The sequence below is a fragment of the Streptomyces bambusae genome (genome assembly GCF_019400985.1).
Classification (GTDB): Bacteria; Actinomycetota; Actinomycetes; order Streptomycetales; family Streptomycetaceae; genus Streptomyces; species Streptomyces bambusae_A.
Genome location: NZ_WTFF01000176.1, coordinates 1 through 15,384, shown reverse-complemented (window position 1 = coordinate 15,384; position 15,384 = coordinate 1). Strand labels below are relative to the sequence as shown.

At 73.0% G+C, this 15,384-nt stretch carries 13 protein-coding genes; 4 read left to right on the top strand and 9 right to left on the bottom strand.

Features of this window, described 5'->3' with window-relative positions; genetic code table 11:
* The 5 genes from GPJ59_RS22630 to GPJ59_RS22610 all read right to left on the bottom strand — a co-directional run.
* Positions 1-1,340, bottom strand: a 1,340-nt coding sequence (locus tag GPJ59_RS22630; RefSeq protein WP_219669157.1) for an FAD-dependent monooxygenase, incomplete at its 3' end; no start/stop codon positions are given.
* A 50-nt stretch (positions 1,341-1,390) separates the two neighbouring features.
* Positions 1,391-1,684: an acyl carrier protein gene (locus GPJ59_RS22625; RefSeq protein WP_258024766.1), complete on the bottom strand. Its 294-nt coding sequence runs from the start codon at positions 1,682-1,684 to the stop codon at positions 1,391-1,393.
* Positions 1,685-1,815: 131 nt separating this feature from the next.
* Complete coding sequence (locus GPJ59_RS22620; protein WP_219669155.1) at positions 1,816-3,024, bottom strand: ketosynthase chain-length factor; 1,209 nt, start codon at positions 3,022-3,024, stop codon at positions 1,816-1,818.
* A complete protein-coding gene (locus GPJ59_RS22615; RefSeq protein ID WP_219669153.1) occupies positions 3,021-4,343 on the bottom strand; it encodes a beta-ketoacyl-[acyl-carrier-protein] synthase family protein in 1,323 nt (440 codons plus the stop codon). The genes GPJ59_RS22620 and GPJ59_RS22615 overlap by 4 nt, the downstream gene beginning before the upstream one ends.
* Positions 4,340-5,035 carry a thioesterase II family protein gene (locus tag GPJ59_RS22610; RefSeq protein WP_308120420.1) on the bottom strand — a complete coding sequence of 232 codons (696 nt, stop codon included), beginning with the start codon at positions 5,033-5,035 and terminating at the stop codon, positions 4,340-4,342. The genes GPJ59_RS22615 and GPJ59_RS22610 overlap by 4 nt, the downstream gene beginning before the upstream one ends.
* Before the next feature lie 137 nt (positions 5,036-5,172).
* On the opposite strand from GPJ59_RS22610, the gene GPJ59_RS22605 reads away from it, so the two are divergent.
* Positions 5,173-5,727, top strand: a complete 555-nt coding sequence (locus GPJ59_RS22605; RefSeq protein ID WP_219669151.1) for a GrpB family protein — start codon at positions 5,173-5,175, stop codon at positions 5,725-5,727.
* Positions 5,728-5,851: 124 nt separating this feature from the next.
* Here the strand turns inward: GPJ59_RS22605 and GPJ59_RS22600 are convergent, their stop codons facing one another.
* From GPJ59_RS22600 to GPJ59_RS37680, 3 genes are all read right to left on the bottom strand, one after another.
* The gene (locus GPJ59_RS22600; RefSeq protein ID WP_219669149.1) at positions 5,852-7,321 is read right to left on the bottom strand and encodes a VCBS repeat domain-containing M23 family metallopeptidase; all 1,470 of its coding nucleotides are present in this window, start codon (positions 7,319-7,321) and stop codon (positions 5,852-5,854) included.
* Between the two features lie 142 nt (positions 7,322-7,463).
* Positions 7,464-8,912: a C40 family peptidase gene (locus GPJ59_RS22595; RefSeq protein WP_219669147.1), complete on the bottom strand. Its 1,449-nt coding sequence runs from the start codon at positions 8,910-8,912 to the stop codon at positions 7,464-7,466.
* 297 nt (positions 8,913-9,209) lie between these two features.
* The gene (locus GPJ59_RS37680; protein ID WP_258024765.1) at positions 9,210-9,344 is read right to left on the bottom strand and encodes a hypothetical protein; all 135 of its coding nucleotides are present in this window, start codon (positions 9,342-9,344) and stop codon (positions 9,210-9,212) included.
* A gap of 391 nt (positions 9,345-9,735) precedes the next feature.
* On the opposite strand from GPJ59_RS37680, the gene GPJ59_RS22590 reads away from it, so the two are divergent.
* The 3 genes from GPJ59_RS22590 to GPJ59_RS22580 all read left to right on the top strand — a co-directional run bounded on the left by GPJ59_RS22590 (position 9,736) and on the right by GPJ59_RS22580 (position 13,234).
* Positions 9,736-10,905 carry an FAD-dependent oxidoreductase gene (locus GPJ59_RS22590; RefSeq protein ID WP_219669145.1) on the top strand — a complete coding sequence of 390 codons (1,170 nt, stop codon included), beginning with the start codon at positions 9,736-9,738 and terminating at the stop codon, positions 10,903-10,905.
* A gap of 221 nt (positions 10,906-11,126) precedes the next feature.
* Entirely contained in the window at positions 11,127-12,320 is a 1,194-nt protein-coding gene (locus GPJ59_RS22585; protein WP_219669143.1) for an NAD(P)/FAD-dependent oxidoreductase, read from the top strand.
* The gene (locus GPJ59_RS22580; RefSeq protein ID WP_219669141.1) at positions 12,317-13,234 is read left to right on the top strand and encodes an RNA polymerase sigma-70 factor; all 918 of its coding nucleotides are present in this window, start codon (positions 12,317-12,319) and stop codon (positions 13,232-13,234) included. Before GPJ59_RS22585 ends, GPJ59_RS22580 begins: the two co-directional genes overlap by 4 nt.
* A 92-nt stretch (positions 13,235-13,326) precedes the next feature.
* On the opposite strand, the gene GPJ59_RS22575 is transcribed toward GPJ59_RS22580, so the two are convergent.
* Complete coding sequence (locus tag GPJ59_RS22575) at positions 13,327-14,148, bottom strand: AfsR/SARP family transcriptional regulator (RefSeq protein ID WP_219669139.1); 822 nt, start codon at positions 14,146-14,148, stop codon at positions 13,327-13,329.
* Positions 14,149-15,384: the final 1,236 nt, after the last annotated feature.

The following is a 15,384-nucleotide window of genomic DNA, read 5'->3' as shown; positions in this document are numbered from 1 at the left end:
CTATGTCGCATGCCACGTCGCCCCCCTACAGCACTGACGATAACGCACGCCGGCAGCGTCAGTGGTTTAAAACAGACAGCCAGGCGTCCCCTCCCCCCCCCCCCGGTACACGTTTCCGCCCCCCCCCCCACCGCCGCCGGCCCCCGCGCGATCGTCCGCGTCAGCCCCGCCCCGATCGGCGTGCGCATCACCAGCGCCGCCGCCGCGGCCCGCAGGGACGAGGCCACCGGCCCGGCTGCGGGACCCAGCATCGCCCGCGCCTGCACCACCTGCATCCGGTGGACCCGCCGCGCGACGGCCGCCCGCTCGCTCGCGTACGCCGCCGCCGGCAGTCCCCGCACCAGCAGCGGGTGCAGCACGGCCGCGTCCTGCAGCGCCAGGTTGATGCCCTGCGCCCCGATCGGCCCGTGCGTGTGCGCCGCGTCCCCGATCAGCACCAGGCCCTCGCGCACCCACTCCGTCGCGTGTGCCGCGAACACGTCGAGCAGGCTCAGCCGCGCCACCGAGGTCAACTGCTCCCGCAGCAGGTCCGCCACGTCCGGGAGTACGCCGGCCAGTTCGTCCCGGATCACGTCGATCCCGCGCGCCGCGGCCGCGCTCCAGCCGCCGTGCGGCAGGGCCCAGCCGATCCGCAGCCGGTCGGGGTAGGCGTCGTGCACCAGCACGGCGCTGCCGCCCGCCCGGTGCACCCGCACCGCGCCGCTCGCCCGGCCGGGGGCGTGCAGCGAGAACCACACCACGTCCTGTGCGAAGGACTCCGAGCGCCCGGCGCCGATCCCGGCCAGCGCCCGGGTCTTGGAGAACCTCCCGTCCGCCCCGACCACCACCGGCGCCCGGACGGTCACCGCCCGGCCGCCCGGGCCGCGCAGCACCGCACCGCCGTACGGTCCGCCGGGCCGCCGCTCGACGAGCGCGGTGATCCGGTGGCCCTCCAGGAAGGTGAAGCCGGGCAGCCGGCGGCAGGCCGACACCAGCTCGGCGAGCAGATGCGGCTGCGGGAGCGCGAGCAGGTGGTCGTACGGGCCGCCCAGCCGCCGGTAGTCGACGTCGAGGAGCGCCCGCCCCCGCTCGCGCACCTGGAAGCGCTCCAGTACGCACGCCCCGCGCGCCCGGGCCGGCCCGAGCACGCCCAGCTCGTCGAGGATGCGCTGCCCGCCGGGCTGGAGGATCTCGCCGTGGAACTCCCGGCGCAGCGCCGTGGACTTCTCCGCCAGCGCCACCCGCATCCCCGAGCGCAGCAGCATCAGGGCGAGGGCCAGCCCGCCCGGCCCGGCGCCGACCACGCACACGTCGGCGTCGACGGCCCCGTCCCCGCCCGCCGGCGCGGCCGCGCCGGCCATCACGGGCTCGCCATCCCCGGGATCCCGGCCGGCAGCCGCCGGCACGGGGCTCACACCCCCGCGCGCGCCGACAGCGCGGTGTTGACCATGTCCAGGTACCGCCGTGGGGTGTCCGCGTCGCCGAGTTCCTCCTCGTCGAGCTGGAGGCCGTAGTCACGTTCGATCCGGCTGGTGGTCTGGATCAGGGAGATGGAGTCGTAGTTCAGGTCCATCCAGTCCTGGTCGAGCACCACCGGGTCGGTCATGTCGATGCCCTCGCTGTCCCCCGCGCACTCGCTGAGCAGCCGTGCCAGGTCGGCCAGCTCCAGCCGCCCCCGCGCCGGGTGTCCGGTGTCGTCCATCATGTCCTCCGTCGCCCTTCCCGTGGCCGTAGGCCGTGTCCTGTCGTCCCCGTACCGCGGCGGTGGCCCCGCCGGGGGCCCGTCGCCGACCCCGTGCACCCCGTACCGCTGCACCCCGTACCGCTGCGCGCCGCTCACGCGGCCGCCGCCCGGACCACCGCCGCCGCGTTGAACCCGCCGCGCCCCCGGGCCAGTACCAGTGCCGTGCGCAGCCGGGCCGGGCGGGGGGCGCCGGTCACCAGGTCCAGCGGGCAGTCCGCGGCCGGGCGCGCGGTCCCGGTGGTCGGCGGCACCACCTGGTCGCGCAGCGCCAGCAGCGCGGCCGCGAGGTCGAGGGAGGCGCCGCCCGCCGACAGCCGGCCGGTCATCGTCTTGGGCGCGGTCACCGGCACCCCGCGCGGCCCGAACAGGTCCGCGAGGGCCTGCGCCTCCGCGCGGTCGGCCTCGCGTTCGCCGGCCGCGTCGGCGAACACCACATCCACGTACGCCGGGCCGATCCCGGCCTCCGCCAGCGCCTGCTCGGCGGCGGCCCGCAGCCGCGGAACCGCCGGATCGGCGTCGAACGTCGACGCCTGCCCGGCCACCGTCCCGTACACGCGGCGCGCCCCGCGCTGCCGCGCCGCCCCGGCGTCCTCCAGCACCAGCAGCGCCCCGCCCTCGCCGACCACATGGCCCTTCGCCCGCTCGTCGAAGGGCAGGTACGCCGCCGCCGGGTCGTCCGCCGTCGTCATCGCCCCGCCCGCCAGGTGCGCCGCCCACCCCCACGGGCACAGCGCGGAGTCGAGCCCGCCGGCCACCACCAGCCGGGCCCCCTTGCGCAGCTGGCGGCGCGCCTGGGCGACCGCATCCAGCCCGCCCGCCTGCTCGCTGACCAGCACCCCGCTGGCGCCGCGCAGCCCGTGCCGGATGGAGATCTGGCCGCTGTTGACGGCGTAGAACCAGGCGAAGGACTGGTAGGCGCTCACGTACTGGCTGCCCTTGCTCCACAGCGCCTGGAGCTCGCGCTGGCCGAACTCGAAGCCGCCGGAGGAGGCCGCGGTCACCACCCCGGCCGTGTACTGCGGCAGCGCGGCCGGATCCACCTCGGCGTCGTCGAGGGCCTCCTTGGCGGCGGCCAGCGACAGCCGCGTCACCCGGTCGGTCTGCGGCAGCAGCCGCGACGGCACGTGCTCCTCGTCCACGAAGCCCGGCACCTCCCCGGCCAGCCGGGACGGATAGCCGGAGGCGTCGAAGCGGGTCAGCGGGCGGATGCCGCTCTCGCCGCGCAGCACGGCCTGCCACCAGGCGTCGGTGCCCAGCCCGTTGGGGGCGGCCACCCCGATCCCGGTCACGACGGCGGTCATCGGTCCTCCCGGACGGCATAGACGGAAGCAGCGGCAGAAGATGAAGCAGCAGCAAAGGAAGAAGCGGAGGCACACGAGAGGGAGGAGGGCCGCCCCAGCACCATGGCGCTGTGGAACCCCCCGAACCCGCTCCCCACCGTCAGCACCACATCAGTGCGGTGCTCACGGGCCGTCAACGGCGTGTAGTCGAGGTCGCAGGCCGGGTCCGGCTCGTGCAGGTTCGCCGTCGGCGGCACGGTGTTGTGCTCGATGGCGAGCACCGACGCGACGGTCTCCAGCGCGCCGACGGCGCCCAGCGAGTGCCCGATCATCGACTTGATGGCGCTGACCGGGACCCGGTACGCGTGCGCGCCGAGCGCCCGTTTCAACGCGGCGGTCTCGTGCACGTCGTTCTGCTTGGTCCCCGAGCCGTGCGCGTTGACGTGGTCGACGGCCGCCGGCTCGGTCCGCGCCTCGCGCAGAGCGATCCGGACGGCCTCCGCCATCTCGGCGCCGTCGGCCCGCAGACCGGTCATGTGGTAGGCGTTGTTGGTCGCCCCGAACCCCAGGACCTCGGCGTACGCGTGCACCCCGCGCCGCCGGGCCCGCTCGTACTCCTCCAGGACGAGCACGGCGGCGCCCTCGGCGAGCACGAAACCGCAGCGGGTGCGGTCGAAGGGCCGGGAGGCGGTGGCGGGGGCGTCGTTCAGCCGCGAGGTCGCCTTGACGGCGTCGAAGCAGGCGGCGGTGATCGGGCTCAGCGGCGCCTCGCCGGCCCCCGCGAGCATCACCTCGGCACTGCCCTCGCGGATCAGCTCGACGGCGTGCCCGACCGCGTCCATCCCGGCCGTGCACCCGGTCGACACCACCGACACCGGGCCCTCGGCGCCCGCCGCCCGGGCGACCTCCGCCGCCAGCGAGGCCGGCGTGAACCAGTCGCACAGCCCGCGCGCCGGGGACCGGTCCACCACCCACCGGTGCCCGCCCCCGCTGACCCGCCGGTACTCCTCGTCCATCGCCGAGGCCGACCCGAGCGCCGTCCCCAGGCACACCCCGGCGCGGGGGCCCGGCAGCCCGTCCAGCCCGGCGTCCGCGAGCGCCTCGGCGGCGCAGGCCAGCGCGAACTGCGCGACCCGGTCCAGCCCCGCGGGCACCCCGCACACGGCCGGGTCGAAGTCCACCTCGCCGGCCACCCGGGAGCGGAAGCCGGCCGGGTCGAACCGGGTGACCGCCCGCGTCGCCGTACGCCCCGAGGTCAGCAGCGCCCAGAACTCCTTGACCCCGACCCCGCCGGGGGCGACCGCCCCCAGCCCGGTGACCACGACGCGCCGGGAGTTCACCGCGCGCACCGCGCCACGACCCGCGCGGCCCGCCCCACCAGCCGGGGCAGGGCCGCCTCCCGTACGAAGAAATGCCCGCCGGGCACCGTCCGGCGCACGAACCGCGCGGTGGTCCACCGGCCCCAGCCTGCCACCGCCTCAGGTCCTCCCAGCGGGTCCTCCCGGCCGGCCACCGCCAGCAGCGGCACGTCCACCGGGCCGCCGGCCGCGCCCTTCAGGGCGGCGGCCAGCCGCAGGTCGTCGCGCAGCACGGGCAGCACCGACCGGTGCCACACGTCCCCGGCGCGCACCCCCTCCGGGACGGCCCCGAACCGGGTCAGCAGCCCGACCAGTTCGCCGTCCGACAGCTCCGCGCCGCCCACCAGGGCGGCCACCCCGTCCGGCGGCGGCAGCGCCCCGACGGCCAGCAGCGCCGGCGCCGACCGCAGCCCGGTCTCGGCGGCCGCACGCGCGAGGGTGTAGGCGACGAGGCCGCCGAGGCTGTGCCCGTAGAGCGCGTACGGCTGCCCGCCGACGGCGTCGGCGACCCCGCGCAGCTCCCGCAGCAGCCCCTCGCGCCCGACCACCCGCGGCTCCCGCCGCCGCCGGTCCCGCCCGGGCAGCAGCCAGGGCACGACGTCGACACCGGGCCCGACCAGCTCGGGCCACCGGTGGAAGGCCGAGACCCCGGCCCCGGCATGCGCGAAGCACACAACCTTCACCTCGCCCCGCCCCCTCCCGCCGCGGACCGCCGTCAGGCCCACCGTGCCGGGCGCTGCTGGAGCGGTGCTGGAGGACGGGCCGATGCCAGGATGAGGAGCATGGGTCACAGATGAGGAGCATGGGTCATATGGGTCACACGGGTCACTCACCGATCGAGATCGCCGCGTACGATCCGGCCTGGCCGGCCCGGGCGGACACGGCCATGGCGGAGCTGCGGGCCGCACTGCCCGGCGTACTGACGGCGATCGAGCACATCGGCTCCACCGCGGTCCCGGGCCTCGCGGCCAAGCCGGTCATCGACCTGATGGCGGCCGCCGACGACCTCGGCGCGGTGGAGACCCGCGAGGCGGCGCTGGCGCGGCTGGGCTACCGGCGCCACCGCAACGCCCTGACCGACCGCCTGCTGTACGTCCGCGAGGCCGACGGCCGCCGGACGCACATCCTGCACGTCGTCACCACCGAGAGCTGGCCGACCCGCAACCAGCGCATCCTGCGCGACCATCTGCGGGCCCACCCCCGGGACGCGGCACGTTACGCGGAGCTGAAACGTGCCCTGGCCGCCGCCGGCACGGCCCCGGGCGACTACGCCCGCGCCAAGACCGAGCTGATCCAGGAACTCACCGACCGGGCCCGCGCCCGGCTGGGGCTGCCGTCCGTACCGGTCTGGGAGAAGGAGGGGTAGGCCCCGGGCGGGTCCGGAGACACGGAAGCGGCCCGCCCCCTCCACGGGGGACAGACCGCTTCCGCTCTCACTCACTCACTCACACACACTCACACTCGCTCACTCACTCACGTGCCCGGCGGGCCTACCAGCCGGCCGACCCGATCTCCTTGCGGGTGCCCAGGCCCGAGCCGGTGCCCGGGTAGAGGAAGAGCTTCCCGGTCGAGTTCTGCACGGCGATCAGGTCGTCGGACAGGCCCGTGTTCAGCAGATCGCCGCCGATCAGGTCGGACATGCCGTTCCAGCCGCCCGAGCCGATCTCGATGCGCGGGCTCAGGTACCCCTTGTCACCCGGGTACAGGAACAGCTTGCCCGAGGACTTCTCCACCGCGACCAGGTCCTGGCGGCCGCTGTTGTTGAGGTCCATGCCGGTCAGGTTGGACATGCCGTTCCAGCCGCCGGAGCCGATCTCCTTACGGGTGCCCAGGCCCGAGCCCGTGCCCGGGTAGAGGAAGAGCTTGCCCGTGGACTTCTCCACCGCCGCGAGGTCGGCGACGCCGTCACCGTTGAGGTTGAGCGCGGTCAGGCCGGCCATGCCGTTCCAGCCGCCCGAACCGATCAGCACGCGATCCGCGCCGGCGGAGATGGCCGAGTTGTCGTTGCCCTTGTAGAGCCACAGCTTGCCGGTGGACTCCTCCACCGCGACGATGTCGTCCTTGCCGTCCTTGGTGAAGTCGCCGCCCACCAGGTTCGACATGCCGTTCCAGCCGCCCGCGCCGATCAGCACGCGGGCGGAGCCGGCGGCGATCGTGCCGTTCTTGCTGCCCTTGTACATCCACAGCTTGCCCGTGGACGCCTCCACCGCCACCACGTCGACGACGTTGTCGCCGTTGAGGTCGGCCGAGGCCAGGTCGGTCATGCCGGCGCTGCCCGTGCCGCCGTCACCGGGGCCCTCGGGCTTCGGGTCCGGGGTGGGGTCGGCGCAGTTCTTGCTGGTCAGCGACTTCGTCGGGTAGAAGGCGGTGCCGTTGAAGGTGGTGCGTGCGTCGGTGCCGTAGTGGCGCTGCTCGTAGTGCAGGTGGGGACCGGTGGAGTTGCCGGTGCTGCCCACGATGCCGATCTGGTCGCCGGTGGACACCCGCTGGCCGTCGCGCACCTTGAAGCCGTTGAGGTGGGCGTAGACCGTGCTCCAGCCGTCGCCGTGGTCGATGACGACGAACTTGCCGTAGCTGCGGTTGCCCTTGTCCTTGACGTGCGCCGTGCCGGAGGCGCTGGCCAGCACCGGGCGGTTGACGGTGCTGCCGCCGTCGGTCCAGTCGATGGCGTACGCCGAGGGGCTGTGGCCCGAGCGGGACGAACCGCGCCAGGACTCACCGCACTTGAACGGCATCTGGAACTTCGGCCGGTCGCTGGAGGCGGCGGCCGCCATCGGCACCGCGCCGTAGGCCGTCGGCAGACCCATGTCCTCGACGGTCAGGGCATCCATGTCGCCGTGGAAGTCGTCGGCGATGTCCTCGGCGTTGGCGCCGCTGATGGACAGGGTGGTCGCGGCGATCGTGGCGCACAGCAGACCGGTGGCGATCCGTACGCGCTTCGACATGAACTGCTTGATCATGATGTGGGTTCCAAACCGGCACAGAGGTACCAGGACAAGAGGGAAGTAAGAAAGGAGAGGAGAGGAGAGGGGAGGGCGAGAAGGGGAGGGAGAGAAGGGGAGGGCGCCAGGGGGGAGGGAGAGAGGTCCCCGCGCCCCGCGCCTACCAGCCGCCGCTGCCGATCAGCTTGCGGTCGCCCAGGCCCGACCCCGTGCCGGGGTAGAGGTAGAGCTTGCCGGTGGACTTCTCCACGCCGACCAGGTCGTCGTAGGCGTTGGAGGTGAAGTCGCCACCGATCAGGTCGTTCATGCCGTTCCAGCCGGCCGAGCCGATCTCCTTGCGGGTGTCCAGGCCCGCGCCGTTGCTCTTGTAGAAGAAGAGCTTGCCGCTGGAGGACTCGGCGCCGACCACGTCCGTCCTGCGGTCGTTGTCCACGTCCATGCCGACCAGGTCGTGCATGCCGTTCCAGCCGCCCGAACCGATCAGGACCCGGGTGGAACCGCCGCTGATCGCACCGGTGCCGTTGCCCTTGTAGAGCCACAGCTTGCCGGTGGACCGCTCGACACCCACCACGTCGGCCTTGCCGTCGCCGTTGAAGTCGCCGCCGATGAGGTCGTGCATGCCGTTCCAGCCGCCGGAGCCGATCTCCTTACGGGTGCCCAGGCCGGAGCCGGTGCCCGGGTAGAGGTAGAGCTTGCCGGTGGACTCCTGCGTGGCGACGATGTCGTCCTTGCCGTCACCGGTGAAGTCGGCGGCCGCGAGGTTGGACATGCCGTTCCAGCCGCCGGAGCCGATCTCGACACGGGAGGCGCCGGGGGCGATCGTGCCGTTGGAGTAGCCCTTGTACAGCCACAGCTTGCCGGTGGACGCCTCCACACCCACCACGTCGTCGACCGAGTCGCCGGTGATGTCGGCGGAGACCAGGTCGGTCATGCCGGCAGAGGGAGTCGGCGGGGTGGTGGTGGCGTCGTCGACGATGTTCTTGTAGCGGACCGGGGCGTACGGGCCGTAGCCCGGGTAGTACGGGTAGTCGTAGACGCGGTGGTGCACGCCCGACGGGGTGAAGTCGAAGCCCCAGTACTTGGTGTGGTCGCTGTTCGCCCACTTCTCGAAGAGGACGACGTGGCCGCTCGCACCGCCGTCGTTGTCGAGCAGGGCGTCGCCCGCCTTGAGGTCAGACTTGCCGATGGAGTACACGACGCCGCGCGGCTCGAAGGTGTCCGTGGTCAGCGAGGAGTCCAGGTCCCAGGCCATCGAGACGAAGCCGGAGCAGTCCGTGCGGTAGCCGCCGTGGCGACCGCCCCAGTCGTAGTCGAGACCGATGCCGACCCAGCTCTTGGCCCGCTCGATGACGGTGCTGCGGGATATCTTCGACGTCGCCGCCGAGTACACGGCGCCGCGCGCCTCTTCGGCGATGGGAGCCTCGGCGCCCTGGCCCGTGCTGCCGAAGTCGGGGTTGCCGACGGCGGGCTCGGCGGAGACCGAGGCGGGGGCGGGGGTGGGAGCGGCGTTCGCCGCCGAGTTCAGCGCGACGACACCGGCGGTGGAGGCGGCGACGGCGAGCAGGGCCGCGACGGCGGTGCGGCGGGGGGTCCGGCGGGTGCGGGACATGGGTGTACTCCGGTTCGTGAAATGCGGTGAGTTCAGGGGGTTCCGCCGGGAGCCGGTGCGTCGGGCGGCACGCTCGACCGGACGGAGAGGAGGAGAGAAGAGAAGAGAAGCAGAGAAAGGTTTCAGCCAGCACGGACGGACAGCTGTCCTGCAGGTACAGCGGTCCTGTGAGCCGGCGGCAATCAGCCGAGACCGGCGATCAACCGAGGGCTACGAGCTGAAGGCCAGGAACTGAGGGCCAGGAACTGAAGGCCAGGAACTGAAGGCCAGGAACTGAGGGCTACGAACTGAGGGCAATCAGCCGGGGTGGACGACCGATGGCGCACTCCCCGACGTCCGCTCCAGCGGGACGGCCGAGGCCATCGGGGCGACGGAGGTGATGCCGATCATGAGGGCGATGACCGCGGCGGCCCGAAGAATTCCGGTGCGCATGGCGAAGGCTTCCTTCCAGAACGAGTGGTGCACGGACGACTGACAGCCGACAACTGACGGCTGTCTCCGGTGGCCCACCCCACACGTCCCGCGGTCGACGTCTGCCAGGGGCTTCTCCGGCTGTGTCCCCGAGGTCTCCCTCGCTGACAAGCAATAGCTTCGTCGCTGGTCACAGCCCTGGGAAGAGAGATCGACTGGCCCCAACCGTCCCTGGCCCAAGCCGTCCAACCCGACCGGTTCCGGCCGTCCCCGGCGCCCGGGCACACCACCTGCGACCAGGGGGTGTCACATCCGCGCCCCCTGTCCTGTCTCACCTACGGAGAGCAGCACAGCACCCGCCACCCCGCCCGGGGCCGGGGCCGGGGCAAGGATTCGAGGAGAGAGAGCGACCATGGACCAGCTCACCGTCGTCGGAGGCGGCTTCGCCGGCCTCGTCGCCGCCATCAGCGCCGCCGAGGCCGGCTCGCGGGTGACCCTGTACGAGGCCCACCGCACCCTCGGCGGCCGGGCGCGCACCGCCCCCGGCCCGTACCGCACCAACGAGGGCCCGCACGCCCTCTACAACGGCGGCCCGCACTGGACCTGGCTCGCCGAACGTGACCTCATAGGCCCGCTCGCCCGGGTGCCGCTGGCCGAAACCCTGCGCCTGCGCGTCCACCGGAACGGCCGGCTCGGCCGGATGCCCTCCCTCGCCCTCCTCCGCCTGGCCCGCAGGCCGGCCGCCGAGGCCCCCGTCGACCAGGACTTCCACTCCTGGGCCGCCCCGCTCGTCGGCGAACGGGCTGCCCGGCAGGTCGCGAACTTCCTCGCCGTGGCCCTGTTCCACCACGACGTGGGCGCGCTGTCGGCGGCGTTCGTGCAGGAGCGGCTCATCCGCGTGGCGAAGTTCCCGCCCGAGGCGCAATACCCGCGCGGCGGCTGGCAGTCCGTCGTCGACCGGATGGCAGCGCAGGCCGTGCAACTGGGCGTACGGATCGAGACGGGCGCCCGCGTCGACACGCTGCCGACGGCCACGGGCCCGGTCGTGGTCGCGACCTCCCTCGCCGCGGCCCGTAGCCTGCTCGGCGATGCGTCACTGACCTGGGAGAGCGGCCGTACGGTCCTGCTCGACCTGGGGCTGACGGCCCGGCGCGGCGACCCGTGGGTCGTCTCCGACCTCGACGCGCCGGCCTGGCTGGAGCGCTTCACCGGCCAGGACCCGGGCCTCGCCCCGGCCGGCCGGTCCCTGGTACAGGGCCAGCTCCCCATCGCCCCGGGCCAGTCGAAGACGGACGGCGTCCAGCGCGCCGAACGCCTCCTGGACCTCGGCTTCCGGGGCTGGCGCGAACGCGTGGCATGGCGCCGCGAGTCCGTCGCGACCGGCCGCACCGGCGCGGTGGACCTCCCGGGGACCACGTGGCGCGACCGCCCGGCCGTCAACCGCGGCGACGGCGTCTACCTGGCGGGCGACCAGGTCGCCGCTCCCGGTGTCCTGAGCGAGGTCTCCTTCAACAGCGCCCTCGAAGCGGTCTCCCTCGCCCTGCGCACCCCCGCCCGCACCAGCACGAGGCTTCACCGCTGAGCTGCGGCTCCTGTTGTTCCGTCAGTTCCCGTACGGGGCCAGTCGATCATGATTGAATGCTGCGCGGCGTGGTGCTCGGGGTGTTGATGTCGCGCGCGGCCGCCCTGTCTTCGCGATATGACGCAGGTCACATCGCACCCGTGTCACGAACGGAAGGGCAGCTTGCGTCTGGTGGTCGTCCGCACGGCGGGAACGACCGAGACGAAAGAGACAGCAGAGCGATGAACGCGACAACAGCGCAGCAGCACGAGGTCCTGGTCCTGGGCGCCGGCTACGCCGGGCTCTCCGCCGCGATCCAGCTCGCGGCCCGCACCAGGAGGCGCGCAAACCTGCGAGTGACGCTGGTCAACCCCTACGACACCTTCACCGAGCGGCTCCGACTGCACATGACCGCCACCGGTCAGGAGACGGCCGGGATGAGCATCCCGGAGCTGCTGGACGGCACCGGCGCCGGCTTCGTCCGTGGCTGGGTCACCTCCGTGGACGCCGAGGCGAAGACGGTGCGGATCGACGACGACCGCGTCCTGCGCTACGACACCCTGGTCTACGGCCTGGGCAGCATCGCGGACACCGTCACCGTCCCCGGCGTGGACGACCACGCCTACACCCTCGACAGCCCGGAGGACGCCGCGTTCCTCGCCGACCGGCTGACCCGGCTCGACGGCGGGACCGTCGTGGTCGGCGGCAGCGGCCTCACCGGTGTCGAGGCCGCCGCGGAGATCGCCGAGCGGCACCCGGAGCTCCAGGTGGTGCTGCTGGGCCGGCAGGAGCCGGGCGCGAGCATGCACCCGAAGGCCAAGACCTACCTGGACGCGGCGCTCGCCCGCCTCGGCATACGGGTGCGCAGCGGTGTCGAGGTGGTCAAGGTGCTGCCCGACAGCGTCGAGCTCGCGGACGGCTCCAGCATCCCGGCGGCCGCGGTGCTGTGGACCAGCGGCACCCGCGTCTCGCCGCTGGCTGCCACCGCCGGCCTGACCGTCGACGAGCGCGGCCGTGTGGTCACCGACAGCGCGCTGCGCTCGGTCTCCCACCCGGACGTCTACGCCGTGGGCGACGCGGCGGCGATCCGTCAGGGCTACGGCGTGATGCACGGGACCTGCCAGGGCGGCATGCCCACCGGCGTGCACGCGGCCCTCTCGATCCTGCGGGTACTGGCCGGCAAGGAGCCCAAGCCCTTCCGCTTCGGCTACTACCACACACCCGTCAGCCTGGGCCGGAACGACGCCGTCGTGCAGTTCACCCACCCCGATGACACCCCGCGCCGGATCGTACTGACCGGCAAGCGGGCCGCGAAGTACAAGGAGACGGTGAGCGCAGCGCCCTGGCCGACGTTCGCCCGCATGAAGAAGATGCCCGCCTCGGGCGCGTTCTGGCCGCGCGGCGGCCGCTACACCCGGATTCGGAGCGCCAAGTGACCCAGCCGCAGCAGTCCGGCCCGGACCAGCTTGCCTTCCAGCAGTACCGCACCCTGCTCTTCTCCGTCGCCTACCGCATCCTCGGCACCGCCGCCGACGCCGAGGACGTGGTCCAGGACGCCTGGCTGAAGTGGTCGGCGGCCGACCGTTCCCAGGTCGCCAACCCCAAGGCCTACCTGGCCCGGATCATCTCCAACCTGGCGATGGAACGGCTTCGTTCAACCCGCCGTCAGCGCGAGGCCTACGTCGGGCCATGGCTCCCGGAGCCGATCCTCACCGGCCCGGACACCGCCGACGGCGTCGCCACGGCGGACTCGGTCTCCATGGCCCTGCTGGTCGTGCTGGAGACGCTGAGTCCCCTGGAGCGCGCGGTCTTCGTACTGAAGGAGGTCTTCGCCTTCAGCCATGCGGAGATCGCGGAGGCGGTGGAACGCTCGGAGGCGGCGGTCCGGCAGGCCGCGCACCGCGCCCGCGAGCACGTCCAGGCCCGCCGGCCCCGTTTCACCGCGGACCGCGCCCGCCAACGCGACGTCACCGAGCGCTTCTTCGCGGCGACGGCGGGCGGCGACATCAACAGCCTCATGGAGCTGCTCTCCCCGGACGTGACGCTGTGGACCGACGGCGGCGGCAAGGTCCGCCAGGCCCTCAAGCCGGTCGTCGGTCTGGAGACCGTGGCCCGTTGGTTCGCCGCGCTCACCTCCGTGACCTACCAGGGCATCGAGCCCGGGCAGATACGGCCGGAGCTCACCTGGATCAACGGCGGCCCGGGTGTCGTCTTCCGCGGCCCGGACCGCGTGGTCGCCACGCTGACCTTCGACTTCGATCCGGAAGGCCGTATCTCGACCATCCACAACGTGGCGAACCCCGACAAGCTCCACGCAGTCGCCGACGGTACCCGGCACGAACTCTCCTGAGCCGGCGTGAAGCCACCGTGCTGAACAGCGACCGCGGCGGGCGGCGGGCCCCGAAACCAAGATCAAGACGACGTGTCGATCATCTGCAAGCCCTAAGCGGCGTAGAGATCGAACGTGGACCCCCTCTTGGGCCCCGCCACCACGTCCAGCGCCGGATCCACCGTCAGCATCGCCTGGTGCAGCCGCTGCAGCTGCGGCGACGGCTCCACACCCAGCTCCTCGATCAGCCGCGTCCGCAGCCGCCGGTACACGTCCAGCGCCGTCGCCTGCCGTCCCGACCGGTACAGCGCCACCATCGCCTGCGAATGCAGACCCTCGTGCTGCGGGTGTCGGGCGATCATCTCCGTCAGCTCCGCGATGAGCTCGGTGTGCTTGCCCAGCCGCAGGTCCACGTCGATCCGCCGCTCCACGGTGACCAGCCGGCTCTCCTCCAGCCGCATCACCTCGATCTCCAGGATCGGCCCCACCCGTACGTCGACCAGGGCCGGCCCCTGCCACAGCCCCAGCGCGCGCCGCAACAGCCCGGCCGCGCCCTCGTCGTCCCCCTCCTCGAACGCGGCCTGCCCCCGCGTGACGAGCCCCTCGTACTCGTGCACGTCCACCGACTCCGGCGGGATCTGGAGCACATAGCCCCCGTGCCGCGTGGCAAGCACCTCCTTCGCGCCACCGGGGCCGCCCGGTCCCATGGCCGTACCGAGCCTCCGGCGGAGCTGGAGTATGTACGTCTGCAGGGTGGTCAGCGCGCTCTGCGGCAGGTCGGTGCCCCAGATCTCCTCCATGAGGGTCGGGACCGGCATCACCCGCCCCGGATACAGCGCGAGGAGGGTCAGGATCTGTCGCGGTTTGCGCGCCGTCGGAACAATCGAGCCCCCGTTGACCTCGGCACTCAACGGACCCAGAACCTGAATCTTCACGGTCTCCTCCGCACGTCGTCGAGTTCCCCTCGATTTTCAGCCTTCGACGGAGGAACGGTAGCCGGATCCAGGGCAATGTCACTGAACCCTTGAGCCCTCTTCAAGCATTCCCACTGCCGAATTCAGGCGTCCTCCTCCCGAATCCCCCCCCCCACCCCAACCCCCGCCCCGACCACACAACACCCCACACAACACCCCACCCACGCGCCCGTCCCACAGCCCGATCGAGGCCCACCAGAGCCTCCCTCGAGCCCCCACGCCCCACACCCTCGCCAAAAAATCCATTCCCACAAAAACTCCACCCACCGGAACATCGAATTCCCCTGGACCACCCCCACCCACCGACCACCGTAACCAGCCACAAATCCCCACCACCAAACACCCGACCCCCGACATTCCCCTTAACCCACCCCCACGAACTCCCCACACCCAAGATCGAAGCAAAACACCGCCCCACCCGGCCAACCACACCCACACCTCAAAACCGAAGCGAAGGCCCTGCCACCCACAGCCCCACCAACACCTGAGACCCCGACCAACCGGGACAGAGCCCCTTTCACCCCCCACCCACAGCCCCACGAACACCTGAGGCCCGGGCCCCGAGGCAGCCCCACCAACACCTGAGGCACGGGCCCCGGGGCCCGGGGCAGGCCCCATCCCCCCGGCCCCTCGCCGCGCCCGCAACCCGGCGATCCGCAGCAGCCCCAGCGCCTCTTGAGGCACGAAGATCGACGAGAGGCGAATCCCCAGCCCCACCGCGCTCGCGGCTGCCTGGCGATCCGACGCAGGCCCCCAACCGCCCAGCCCGCCGACGCATGAAGCGGCCGCGTTCCCGCCCGAGCGTCGGAAGCAGAGCCCCTGCCCCCATCAAAGGTTGTGCCCACCTCCAGCCCCCGTCGGCACTGGAGGCGCGGGGCCCGAGGACGGAATCCCTGCCCTCATCCAAACGCTTGTGGCCCACCTATCCCAGGAACTGCGAAGCCCCAGCCCACTCCCAGCCCCGCCGGCGCTTGAGGCGCGGGGGCCCGGGGGCGGAGCGCCCCAAACACCCCCCCCCCCCCCCGGGCCCGGGGCCCGGGGCGAGCCCCCCCCCCCCCCCCCCCCCCCCCCCACCCCTGGGGGCCCCGGCGAGACCCGGCACCGCCACCCCCCAGGGCCAAAACCCCGCCACCCCCCACCCCCCCCCCCGCCCGACGGCCGCCGGGCCCGGGGGGCGGACCCCCCACCACCCCCCCC

Excerpts from the sequence above, each read along its gene's own strand:
- GPJ59_RS22585 (WP_219669143.1), top strand. The coding sequence starts at position 11,127 with ATGAACGCGACAACAGCGCAGCAGCACGAGGTCCTGGTCCTGGGCGCC.
- GPJ59_RS22600 (WP_219669149.1), bottom strand. The coding sequence starts at position 7,321 with ATGATCAAGCAGTTCATGTCGAAGCGCGTACGGATCGCCACCGGTCTG.
- GPJ59_RS22625 (WP_258024766.1), bottom strand. The coding sequence starts at position 1,684 with ATGATGGACGACACCGGACACCCGGCGCGGGGGCGGCTGGAGCTGGCC.
- GPJ59_RS22595 (WP_219669147.1), bottom strand. The coding sequence starts at position 8,912 with ATGTCCCGCACCCGCCGGACCCCCCGCCGCACCGCCGTCGCGGCCCTG.
- GPJ59_RS22620 (WP_219669155.1), bottom strand. The coding sequence starts at position 3,024 with ATGACCGCCGTCGTGACCGGGATCGGGGTGGCCGCCCCCAACGGGCTG.
- GPJ59_RS37680 (WP_258024765.1), bottom strand. The coding sequence starts at position 9,344 with ATGCGCACCGGAATTCTTCGGGCCGCCGCGGTCATCGCCCTCATGATC.
- GPJ59_RS22590 (WP_219669145.1), top strand. The coding sequence starts at position 9,736 with ATGGACCAGCTCACCGTCGTCGGAGGCGGCTTCGCCGGCCTCGTCGCC.
- GPJ59_RS22605 (WP_219669151.1), top strand. The coding sequence starts at position 5,173 with ATGGGTCACACGGGTCACTCACCGATCGAGATCGCCGCGTACGATCCG.